This is a genomic window from Caballeronia sp. GAWG2-1 (assembly GCF_023631405.1).
Lineage (GTDB): Bacteria > Pseudomonadota > Gammaproteobacteria > Burkholderiales > Burkholderiaceae > Caballeronia.
Window position 1 is genome coordinate 12,331 of sequence record NZ_JALQDD010000003.1, and the last position, 11,695, is coordinate 24,025.

An 11,695-nucleotide genomic window follows, 5' to 3' on the forward strand; every position below is an offset into this window, starting at 1 on the left:
CGGAAAATGCCCGAAACATGTCGCGAACGGGCACGCAAATGCCCCTTCTGCCTGCTAGCCGTCACGAACGGCCTTTTTCGCGATGGGTTAGAATTTCGTTTTACAAATCAGGATCGGCAGATGCACTGGCAGCTTCGGATCGATTTACTGGCGTATGTCCCCCGCGAGCTTCACGCTGCGGCGGAGCGGCATGCGCGCCATGCGCGATCGTGGCGTTGATCCGGACACATTGAAGGCGCCGTGTCGCATCTGGCTCGTCATTACATCCGTGTCATTGCCGGATTTGCGCGATGCGGCGGCCTTCCTACAGAACAGTCTCATCCAAAAATCTGCGCCCCCACGCGCATCGCCGGTGACTTTGCGCTTCCTGACGCGCTCGCCGGCTCACCGAACCGTCGAACATGAACGCACCTCAAGCCTTCGATCCGAACGGCGCCCATGCCGCCTTGCCGCTCGACGTCGAGCCCCGTCTGCGCGAAATTCCCTATAACTACACGTCGTTTTCCGATCGCGAGATCGTCATGCGGCTGCTCGGCGACGAAGCCTGGGCCGCACTCGACGAACTGCGCGGCGAAAGACGCACCGGCCGCTCGGCGCGCATGCTGTACGAAGTGCTCGGCGACATCTGGGTCGTACGCCGCAATCCGTATCTGCAGGACGATTTGCTCGACAACCCGAAGCGTCGCGTATTGCTCGTCGAAGCGCTGAATCATCGGCTGGCTGAAATCGAAAAGCGCCGTAACGCCGATCTATCGCAACACGGCGACGACGCAGGCCAGGAACGCGCCGCACGCGTGCAACTACTGGTCGCGGCCGCGCGCCGCGCCGTGGACGACTTCTCCGCCGAATTCGGCCGCATGGCCGAATTGCGCCGCCGCGCGTCGCGCGTGCTGGGCAAACAGACGCAGAAGGACAACATCAAGTTCGACGGCCTGTCGCGCGTTTCGCACGTCACCGACGCCACCGACTGGCGTGTCGAATATCCGTTCGTCGTGCTCACGCCGGACACCGAGGCGGAGATCGCGGGTCTCATCAAGGCGTGTTTCGAGCTCGGCCTCACCGTGATTCCGCGTGGAGGCGGCACGGGCTATACCGGCGGCGCGATTCCGCTCACGCCGTTTTCCGCGGTCATCAACACGGAAAAGCTCGAACAACTCGGGCCGGTGGAGATGACCGATCTTCCGGGCGTCGATCACAAGGTCGCGACCATTTTCTCCGGCGCGGGCGTGGTCACGCGACGCGTCACGGAAGCGGCGGAGCAGGCGGGCTTCGTGTTCGCCGTCGATCCGACATCGCTCGATGCATCGTGCGTCGGCGGCAATGTCGCGATGAACGCGGGCGGCAAGAAGGCAGTGCTGTGGGGCACGGCGCTCGACAATCTCGCTTGGTGGCGCATGGTGGACCCGGAAGGCAACTGGCTCGAAGTCACGCGCCTCGAACATAACTGCGGCAAGATCCACGACATTCCGGTGGCGCGCTTCCGGCTCGACTGGTTCGACGGCACGCGCGCGCCCGGCGAAAAGCTCCTGAAAACCGAGGCGCTCGATATCGCCGGCCGCACGTTCCGCAAGGAAGGGCTCGGCAAGGACGTCACCGACAAGTTCCTCGCGGGCTTGCCGGGCGTGCAGAAGGAAGGTTGCGACGGGCTCATCACGTCGGCGCGCTGGATTCTGCACAAGATGCCCGCGCACACGCGCACCGTCTGTCTCGAATTTTTCGGACAGGCGCGCGATGCCATTCCGAGCATCGTCGAGATCAAGGATTATCTGTTCGAGACGTCGAAGGAGGGCGGCGCGATTCTCGCGGGACTCGAACATCTGGACGAGCGCTATCTGCGCGCGGTCGGCTATGCGACCAAGAGCAAGCGCAACGCGTTTCCGAAGATGGTGCTGATCGGCGATATCGTCGGCAACGACGCCGATGCCGTCGCGCAAGCCGCCTCCGAAGTCGTCCGCATGGCGAATGGCAAGAGCGGCGAAGGCTTCGTCGCGGTGAACGCCGAGGCGCGCAAGCGCTTCTGGCTCGACCGTTCGCGCACGGCCGCCATCGCGAAGCACACCAACGCGTTCAAGATCAACGAAGACGTGGTGATCCCGCTCAATCGCATGGGAGAGTACACGGACGGCATCGAGCGCATCAATATCGAGCTGTCGATCAAGAACAAGCTGCAACTGGTCGACGCGCTCGAGGCGTTCTTCAAGACCGGCAAGCTGCCGCTCGGAAAGAGCGACGACGCGAACGAGATTCCGTCCGCCGAATTGCTCGAAGATCGCGTGCAACAGGCGCTCGATTTGATGAAGCGCGTGCGTGAGCGCTGGACTTTCGTCGGCGACAAGCTCGACATGTCCTTGCGCGAGGCGCAGCACTATCTCGTGAATCTCGGCTACGAAGGGCTCGCCGAGAAGTTCGCGGATCGCGTCGATACCCAGCCGGATGCGAGCGTGTTCCATGTCGCGCAAGACCGCACCGTGCGCATCTCATGGAAGACGGAGATTCGCGGTGAATTGCGCCAAATCTTCAACGGCGGCGAATTCAAGCCGATCCTCGACGAAGCGCAGGCCATCCACAAGCAAGTGCTGCGCGGCCGCGTGTTCGTCGCGTTGCACATGCACGCGGGCGACGGCAACGTGCACACCAACATTCCGGTCAACTCCGACAACTACGCGATGCTGCAGGACGCGCATCACGCGGTGGCGCGCATCATGAAGCTCGCGCGTTCGCTGGACGGCGTGATCTCGGGCGAGCACGGCATCGGCATCACGAAGCTGGAGTACCTGACCGATGACGAAATCCGCGATTTCCGCGATTACAAGAAGCGCGTCGATCCGCAGGGGCGCTTCAACGCGGGCAAATTGCTCGAAGGCGCGGACTTGCGCAACGCGTACACGCCGAGCTTCGGCCTGATGGGCTATGAGTCGCTCATCATGCAGCAGTCGGATATCGGCGCGATTTCCGAATCGATCAAGGACTGCCTGCGCTGCGGCAAGTGCAAGCCCGTGTGCGCGACGCACGTGCCGCGCGCGAACCTGCTCTACAGCCCGCGCAACAAGATTCTCGCGACTTCGCTGCTCATCGAGGCGTTCCTGTACGAAGAGCAGACGCGCCGCGGCGTGTCGATCAAGCATTGGGACGAATTCAACGATGTCGCCGATCACTGCACGGTCTGCCATAAGTGCGTGACGCCGTGCCCGGTGAAGATCGATTTCGGCGATGTCACCATGAACATGCGCAATCTGCTGCGCAAGATGGGCAAAAAGAAGTTCAACGCGGGCAACGCGGCGGGCATGTTCTTCCTCAACGCGACGAATCCGCAGACGATCAACGTCGCGCGCACCGCGATGATGGGCGTGGGCTACAAGGCGCAGCGTCTGGGCAACGACATCCTCAAGAAGTTCGCGAAGAAGCAGACGGCCAAACCGCCCGCGACGGTCGGCAAGCCGCCGGTGGTCACGCAAGTGATCCACTTCATGAACAAGAAGATGCCGGGCAATCTGCCTAAAAAGACGGCGCGCGCGCTGCTGGATATCGAGGACAACAAGATCGTTCCGATCATCCGCAATCCGCAGAAAACCACGGTGGATTCGGAAGCCGTGTTTTATTTCCCCGGTTGCGGTTCCGAGCGTCTGTTCTCGCAGGTCGGGCTCGCCACGCAAGCCATGTTGTGGGAAGCGGGCGTGCAGACCGTGCTGCCGCCGGGCTATCTGTGCTGCGGCTATCCGCAGCGCGGCGCGGGACAGTTCGACAAGGCCGAGAAGATCGTCACGGACAACCGCGTGTTGTTCCATCGCGTGGCCAATACGCTGAACTATCTGGATATCAAGACCGTGGTCGTGTCGTGCGGCACCTGTTACGACCAGCTCGCGGGCTATGAATTCGAGAAGATCTTCCCGGGATGCAGGATCATCGACATCCACGAGTTCCTGCTCGAAAAGAACATCAAGCTCGACGGCGTGAAGGGCACGCGCTACATGTACCACGACCCGTGTCATTCGCCGATCAAGACGATGGATCCGGTCAAACTCGTCAACGAGCTGATGGGTTCGCAGCAGGACGGCTACAAGATCGAAAAAAATGATCGCTGCTGCGGCGAGTCGGGCACGCTCGCGGTGACGCGGCCGGACATCTCCACGCAAGTGCGCTTTCGCAAGGAAGAGGAAATGCGCAAGGGCGCGGCGAAGTTGCGCGGCATTCCGCTCGTCGCGGAGGCGGGCGCGAACGCCATCAACATGGCGAACGCCTCGGCCGGTGCGGCGGGCGCGCAGCCGGGTTCGGTGCTGAAAGCGGGCGATGGTCCGCAGCCGGACAATGCCGTCACCGACGTCAAGATCCTCACGAGCTGCCCGTCCTGCCTGCAGGGTTTGTCGCGCTACAACGAGGACGCCAACACCGAGGCGGATTACATCGTCGTGGAAATGGCGCGCAAGGTGCTCGGCGAGAACTGGATGGAACAGTACGTCGAGCGCGCGAACAATGGCGGTATCGAGCGCGTACTGGTGTAATAGCGAAATCGGGTTTCGATTCGCTAGAGGTTTGAGATGGACTGTGTGTTTTGCCGTGAAGACGGCGGCGAGGTACTGTGGGCGGACGACGCATTGCGCGTCGTCCTCGCCGATGAGGCTGACTGGCCCGGCTTGTGCCGCGTGATCTGGGGCGCGCATGTCGCCGAGATGTCGGATCTGCAAGACGCCGACCGCGCGCGCTTGATGACCGCCGTCAACTGCGTCGAGCGCGCCATGCGGTGCATTCTCGTGCCGGAGAAGGTCAATCTGGCGAGTCTCGGCAATCAGGTGCCGCACGTGCATTGGCACGTCATTCCGCGCTTTTCCAACGATTCCCGCTTTCCTCTGCCCATTTGGGCGCCGCGTCAGCGCACCGTTTCCGAAGCGCAGCTTTCGAAGCGCCGCGCGCAGGCCACCTTGCTGCGCGAAGCCGTGCGCCATGAGCTGAATCAGGTCTTCGGCTCTCTATAAGACAACATCATCAAAAGCCAGGGCTCCCCATGAGCGGACTCACTTCCACGACGCCGATTCCCACCGGCGTCGTCGTGCATTCGAAATCCCGCGTGCTCGAACTGCGATATGCGGACGACACGTCGTATCGCGTGCCATTCGAACTGCTGCGCGTTTATTCGCCTTCCGCCGAGGTTCAGGGCCACGGTCCCGGCCAGGAAACGCTACAGACCGGCAAGCGCGATGTCACGCTGATCGGCGTCGATGCGGTCGGTCACTACGCGCTGCAGCTGAACTTTTCGGACGGGCACAATACCGGCATCTATTCCTGGGACATTCTTCACAAGCTGGCAACGCGGCAGGACGATTTGTGGCGCGAGTATCTGGCGAAACTGGAAGCTGCCGGCCTCGACCGCGACGCGCCCATGACGGCGAAGGCGTCCGGCGGGCATTGCCACTAAACTCGAACTCAATCCAAATACGCGGCATAACGCCGCGGACCCGGCGCGATGCTTGCGCGGGTACACGACAAACGACAGGCGAGGAATCAGCGCGATGAGCAAGACCCACTTCGGATACGAAACGGTCGACGAGCAGGACAAGGCGAAGAAAGTGGCGGGCGTGTTCCACTCCGTCGCGGGCAACTACGACTTGATGAACGACCTGATGTCCGGCGGACTGCATCGGATCTGGAAGCATTTCACGATCGGGCAGGCGCGAGTGCGGCCGGGCTACAAGGTGCTGGATCTGGCAGGCGGCACGGGCGATCTGGCGATGGCTTTCGCAAGGCAAGCGGGCGAAAGCGGCGAAGTCTGGCACACAGACATCAATGAATCGATGTTGCGCGTCGGGCGCGACCGCTTGGTCGACAAAGGCGTGATTACGCCCGCGCTCCTGTGCGACGCCGAGAAGATTCCTTTCCCGGACAATTATTTCAATGTGGTTACAGTCGCCTTCGGTCTACGCAACATGACCCACAAAGAGCGCGCGCTTGCAGAAATGCAGCGTGTGCTGAAGCCCGGTGGCCGTTTGCTCGTTCTGGAGTTCTCGAAGGTTTGGGAGCCGCTGAAGAAGCCGTACGATATCTACAGTTTCAAGATTTTGCCGTGGCTTGGAGAGAAAGTCGCGAAGGATGCGGACAGCTATCGCTACCTTGCCGAATCCATCCGCATGCATCCCGACCAGGAAACTTTAAAAACAATGATGGAACAAGCTGGCTTGGATCGAGTCGAATATTACAATTTGTCAGGTGGCGTGGTAGCGTTACACGTCGGGACCAAATTTTAGTGTTCCACTCTTAATAGGATTCGAAATGTCCGATTCGCGCATACCCCAATCCCGGGGTTTCCTGAGCAGCATGTTCAGGAAGGCCGGAATCTTGGCGCTCGCTGGCGTTATCACGGTTGGCGCAATCTACACTGAAGATGCAGATGCCCGTCGCATGGGCGGCGGCCGCAGCATGGGCCGTCAGTCGGCAACGGCCACGCAGCAGCATCAGGCGACGCCGCCGTCACAGTCCATGCAGCAAGGCCAGGCCGCGCAAGCTCAGCGCGCACCGGCCGCGCCCGCCGCGGCGGCGGCCGCGCAACCGGCACGTAACCGCTGGCTCGGACCGCTCGCAGGTTTGGCGGCGGGTCTCGGCATCGCGGCGCTGTTGTCGCACTTCGGCTTGGGCGAAGCCTTCGCCGGCGCCATGGCCAATATGATCATCATCGGCTTGATCGTGCTCGCGGCCGTCATGCTGTTCCGCTTTTTCATGCGCCGCCGTCAAGCGAATCAGGGCAACACGCCCGCATACGCCGGCGCTTCGGGCGCGGCGTCGCCTTACGGCGCAATGGCGCGTACCGACTTGAACCAGGAGCCGCCGCAAACGCCGCGTTCCACGAGCCTCGGCGCGACTTATATCGATTCGCCTAACCAGCCGCCGGTGACAAACCCGAACGTGCCGGCCGGCTTTGACACGGAAGCGTTCGTGCGCAACGCAAAGGTCTACTTCGTGCGCCTGCAGGACGCGTGGGATCGCGGCAATGTCAACGACATCCGCGAGTTCACAACGCCCGAAATGTTCGCCGAAGTGAAACTCGACGTCGATGCGCGCGGCAGCACACCGAACCGTACAGACGTCGTGCAACTCAATGCCGATCTGCTCGGCGTCGAAGACCGCGCGAACGAGTATCTGGCAAGCGTGCGTTTCCACGGCCTCATTCGCGAGTCCGAGGGTTCAGCGGCCGAACCGTTCGTCGAAGTGTGGAATCTCTCGAAGCAGAAGACGGGCAACGAAGGCTGGCTGCTGGCAGGTATTCAGCAAGTCAGTTGAGTTGTCGATCCAATTGCGCCCGGTCGAAAGACCGGGGGCGGCGGCCGGTATCACGCCGGTTGCGAAGGTAGAATAGAAACCCGCGCCGGTCACCGCTGGCGCGGGTTTTTTCATCTCAGAGCCGATGACGAACGCAGACGAATCCGCCCGTTTCGCAGTAAATCCTGCCTTCAAGACCGCATCCGGTGCCTTCTCGGCCGTGGTGAACCATCTGCTCGTGCGCGAGCCGTGGGCGCTCGAACGCGTCAAGCCTTACGCCGGCAAGTGCGTCAAGCTGACTTGCGGACCTGTTCCCATCGCGCTCGTGGTGCAACCGGGCGGTCTCTTTGCCGCGACGAGCGAAGGTGAAGCCGGGCGTTTCGATGTCACCATCGCGGTTCCGCTCGACGCGTTGCCCGCGTTCCTGCAAAGCGGCCAGGCGGCCGTGATGAAGCACGTTCGAATCGAAGGCGATGCCGAATTCGCCACGACGCTCGCCAAACTCGCCGAAAACTTGCGCTGGGACCCGGAAGAGGATCTGGCGCGCGTGATCGGCGACGCGCCCGCGCATCGCGTCGGGCGAATCGCGCGGACGGTTCAGGAGCAGGCGCAACGCACCGCCCGCAATCTGCTGGATACGGTCGCCGAATATCTGCTCGACGAACGTCCGCAACTCGTACGCAAAAGCGCGCTCGACGGTTTCAACGCCGAGCTTTCCGCGACGCGCGACGCCCTGGCGCGCCTCGAAAAGCGCATCGAAAGACTGGAAAGACGACAACCGGAACGCGGCGCCTCAGCGCGGCCCGGTGGCGAGTCCGTGCGCGACTCGCGCGAATAACGAGCTGAAGCGAAACCGAATATGCGTTTTCTGCGTTTCCTCAAAATATTCTTCACGATTGTCCGCTTCGGGCTCGACGAGCTGGTGATGAGCGGCATCAACGATCGTCGCGTGCGCTATCTCATGCGCATCACGACGTTCGGCCGCAAATTCGAAGTGGCGCGTGGCATCCGGCTGCGCCTCGCACTGGAAAGTCTCGGCCCGATCTTCGTCAAGTTCGGTCAGGTGTTGTCGACGCGGCGCGATCTGCTGCCCGTCGATATCGCGGATGAACTCGCCAAGCTGCAGGATCAGGTTCCGCCCTTCGATTCGGCCGTGGCAATGGAGATCATCGAGAAATCGCTGGGCGCGCCTATCGACGTGTTGTTCGACGATTTCGAGCGCGTGCCGGTGGCGTCGGCTTCCATCGCGCAAGTGCATTTCGCGAAAATCAAGCATGGCGAGCACGCGGGCAAGTCGGTCGCCGTGAAGGTGTTGCGCCCCGGCATGCTGCCGGTGATCGATTCGGATCTCGGCTTGCTGCGCGATGCCGCGACGTGGGCCGAACGCCTGTGGCCGGACGGACGGCGGCTGAAGCCGCGCGAAGTCGTCGCCGAATTCGACAAGTATCTGCACGACGAACTCGACCTCATGCGCGAAGCCGCCAACGGCAGTCAGTTGCGGCGCAATTTCGCGGGGCTCGATCTGCTGCTCGTGCCGGAAATGTACTGGGATTTGTCCGCGCCCACGGTGCTCGTGATGGAGCGCATGGTCGGCGTGCCGATCAGCCAGGTTGAAACGCTGCGCGCGGCGGGCGTCGATATTCCGAAGCTGGCGCGCGAAGGCGTGGAGATTTTCTTCACGCAAGTGTTCCGCGATGGCTTCTTTCACGCCGACATGCACCCCGGCAATATCCAGGTGAGCCTCGATCCGGCAACCTTCGGGCGCTATATCGCGCTGGACTTCGGCATCGTCGGGGCGCTGTCGGACTTCGACAAGAACTATCTCGCGCAGAACTTTCTGGCGTTCTTCAAGCGCGACTATCATCGCGTCGCCACGCTGCATCTGGAATCCGGCTGGGTGCCACCGAGCACGCGCGTCGAGGAACTGGAAAGCGCGATCCGCGCCGTGTGCGAGCCGTACTTCGATCGCGCGCTCAAGGATATTTCCCTCGGTCAGGTGTTGATGCGGCTTTTCTCGACGTCGCGTCGTTTCAACGTCGAGATTCAGCCGCAACTCGTGCTCTTGCAGAAGACGATGCTGAACGTCGAAGGCCTGGGCCGTTCGCTCGATCCTGAACTCGATCTGTGGAAGACCGCGAAGCCGTATCTCGAACGCTGGATGAACGAACAGATCGGCTGGCGCGGCTGGTACGAACGTCTGCAGTTAGAAGCGCCGCAATGGAGCAAGACTATTCCGCAGTTGCCGCGCCTGATTCATCACCTTCTGGCCGAGCATCACGACGCGCCCAAAGGCAGCAGCGACGAAACCATGCGCCTCTTGCTCGCGGAGCAAAAGCGCACGAACCGCTTGCTGATTACGCTGCTCGCGGTCGGACTCGTAGCCATGGCGGGTGCGGGCGTAGTTATCGCCCAGTTGTGGCTGGGGCACGGCGGATGAGCGATCCCAACGTCCCAACTTTCGATCATCGCGATCCCAATTCGCCTGATTTCTGGGACGAGCGCTTCGACCGGCGTTTCATGCCGTGGGATCAGGCAGGCGTTCAGGAGGCGTTCAAGGCGTTTGCGGCGTCGCGCGCTACGCACAACGTGCTGATTCCCGGTTGCGGCAGCGCGTATGAAGCGCTTTATCTGGCCGAGCGAAGCTGGACGGTGCGCGCGATCGACTTCTCGCCGGTCGCCGTCGCGACGGCACGCGCGCAACTGGGCGCGTATGGGAAAAACGTCGAAGAGGCGGATTTCTTCGCTTATCAGCCGCCGTTTTCGCCCGCGTGGATCTACGAGCGCGCGTTTCTTTGCGCGCTGCCGAAAAACCGCTGGGCCGATTACGCGCAGCGCATGGCCGATTTGCTCGAACCCGGCGCGCTGCTCGCGGGCTTTTATTTCCTTGGCGCGACGCCGAAAGGTCCGCCGTTCGGCATCGAACGCGATGAACTTCACGCGCTTCTTACGCCGCGCTTCGAACTCATCGACGAGCGGGAAGTTCGAGACTCCATTCCCGTATTTGCCGGACGCGAACGCTGGATGACCTGGCGGCGCGCTTGAAATTCGGCATCGACGCCTCCATTTAGCGGCAGGAAGTCGTAGCCGGAAAACCCCCGAAAATCGCGGGTCAAAATCCGTTTGCGGCTATAATTCAAGGCTTTGCAAGCGTCGACAGATCATTGTAGGGATAGCACCATGCCGATTTACGCGTACCGCTGCGCCTCCTGCGGCCATGAAAAAGACGTGCTTCAGAAAATGAGCGACGCACCGCTCACGCAATGTCCCGCTTGCGGACAGGCCACGTTTTCGAAACAGGTCACTGCCGCCGGATTCCAGTTGAAGGGTTCGGGCTGGTATGTCACCGATTTTCGCGGCGGCAATAACGGCGGCAAGGCCAAGGACGCGGCGGCGCCCGCCAAATCGGAAAACGGCTCTTCGGATGCGCCCGCGGCTTCGTCGGAAGCTGGCAGTTCAGGTAATGCAAACGCCTCGAATGACGCCGGCGCGAAGGCGTCGTCCTCGGAAGCGTCGAAGCCCGCAAGCAGTACGCCTTCTTCCGGCACATCCACGTCGGGCGCGGCCTGAGCGGCTGAACGCAAGAGCGCGGCCATTGCGCGATATGCATGCCGTCCGGCATCTCCGGGCGAATATCGCTGTCGCGCTCGTCGATTCGGGCATCCGCCAGCCGTTTCCAACTGAAACGGTGCAACCTTCGGCTAAGACCTTAGCGACTACAACGTGACGACAAAAAAGACTACGCTGAAATCCGTGTTTCTGACTGGCCTGCTCGTGCTGGTGCCTTTGGCCATCACGCTGTGGGTGCTCGGCCTCGTCATCGGAACCATGGATCAGACGCTGCTCCTGTTGCCCGAATCATGGCAGCCCGAGCGCATCTTCGGTTTCCATTTGCCCGGACTGGGCGCGGTACTGACCATCGCGTTCATTTTTATCGTCGGCTTGCTGACGCAGAACTTCATCGGGCAGAAACTCGTATTGTGGTGGGACGCCATCGTGCGCCACATTCCGGTGGTTGGGCCGCTGTACACGAGCGTGAAGCAAGTGTCGGACACGCTGCTTTCGTCGAGCGGCAATGCGTTTCGCAAGGCGTTGCTCATCGAATATCCGCGCAAGGGCTCCTACACCATCGGGTTCCTGACGGGCATTCCGGGTGGCGACGTCCTGAATCATCTGGAGGGCGATCACGTGAGCGTCTATGTGCCGACCACGCCGAATCCGACCTCCGGCTTTTTTCTGATGATGCCGAAAAGCGAAGTCGTCGAACTGGATATGACCGTCGACGCCGCACTGAAGTACATCGTCTCGATGGGCGTGGTAGCCCCGGCGCCGAGCGCACCGATCCCGGTCGCGCCTGCCCGCCGCCCCACCGAGCCGCCGATGTAATGCCGGCACGCGCGCCAAACGTGAGTCAGTCAGTCAATCAAGAACATGACCACAGCGCGCGAGCCGT

At 61.8% G+C, this 11,695-nt stretch carries 10 protein-coding genes; all 10 read left to right on the plus strand.

The genetic code is table 11. From position 1 onward, the window contains the following. The first annotated feature begins 401 nt into the window (after positions 1-401). The 10 genes from NCR98_RS01655 (at position 402) to NCR98_RS01700 (ending at position 11,628) form a co-directional block, all read left to right on the plus strand. A complete protein-coding gene (locus tag NCR98_RS01655) occupies positions 402-4,499 on the plus strand; it encodes a DUF3683 domain-containing protein (protein WP_250525365.1) in 4,098 nt (1,365 codons plus the stop codon). Positions 4,500-4,535: 36 nt separating this feature from the next. Beyond that, positions 4,536-4,970, plus strand: a complete 435-nt coding sequence (locus tag NCR98_RS01660; RefSeq protein ID WP_250525366.1) for an HIT family protein — start codon at positions 4,536-4,538, stop codon at positions 4,968-4,970. Positions 4,971-4,999: 29 nt separating this feature from the next. Beyond that, on the plus strand, positions 5,000-5,410 hold the full coding sequence (locus NCR98_RS01665) for a gamma-butyrobetaine hydroxylase family protein (protein WP_250525367.1): 411 nt from the start codon (positions 5,000-5,002) through the stop codon (positions 5,408-5,410). A gap of 94 nt (positions 5,411-5,504) precedes the next feature. Then, positions 5,505-6,236, plus strand: coding sequence for a bifunctional demethylmenaquinone methyltransferase/2-methoxy-6-polyprenyl-1,4-benzoquinol methylase UbiE (gene ubiE, locus NCR98_RS01670; protein WP_244826958.1), 732 nt, complete (start codon positions 5,505-5,507; stop codon positions 6,234-6,236). A 25-nt stretch (positions 6,237-6,261) separates the two neighbouring features. Continuing rightward, entirely contained in the window at positions 6,262-7,266 is a 1,005-nt protein-coding gene (locus NCR98_RS01675) for a Tim44 domain-containing protein (protein WP_244826959.1), read from the plus strand. A 124-nt stretch (positions 7,267-7,390) separates the two neighbouring features. Next, positions 7,391-8,083 (plus strand): ubiquinone biosynthesis accessory factor UbiJ, encoded by a 693-nt coding sequence (locus NCR98_RS01680; protein ID WP_250525368.1) that lies wholly within the window; start codon positions 7,391-7,393, stop codon positions 8,081-8,083. Positions 8,084-8,104: 21 nt separating this feature from the next. Then, the gene (ubiB, locus tag NCR98_RS01685; protein ID WP_250491762.1) at positions 8,105-9,682 is read left to right on the plus strand and encodes a ubiquinone biosynthesis regulatory protein kinase UbiB; all 1,578 of its coding nucleotides are present in this window, start codon (positions 8,105-8,107) and stop codon (positions 9,680-9,682) included. Continuing rightward, positions 9,679-10,287, plus strand: coding sequence for a methyltransferase domain-containing protein (locus tag NCR98_RS01690; RefSeq protein WP_250525369.1), 609 nt, complete (start codon positions 9,679-9,681; stop codon positions 10,285-10,287). The genes ubiB and NCR98_RS01690 overlap by 4 nt, the downstream gene beginning before the upstream one ends. A gap of 135 nt (positions 10,288-10,422) precedes the next feature. Continuing rightward, positions 10,423-10,812, plus strand: coding sequence for an FmdB family zinc ribbon protein (locus NCR98_RS01695; protein ID WP_250491764.1), 390 nt, complete (start codon positions 10,423-10,425; stop codon positions 10,810-10,812). 153 nt (positions 10,813-10,965) lie between these two features. Further along, positions 10,966-11,628 (plus strand): DUF502 domain-containing protein, encoded by a 663-nt coding sequence (locus NCR98_RS01700; RefSeq protein WP_244826964.1) that lies wholly within the window; start codon positions 10,966-10,968, stop codon positions 11,626-11,628. Positions 11,629-11,695 lie beyond the last annotated feature (67 nt).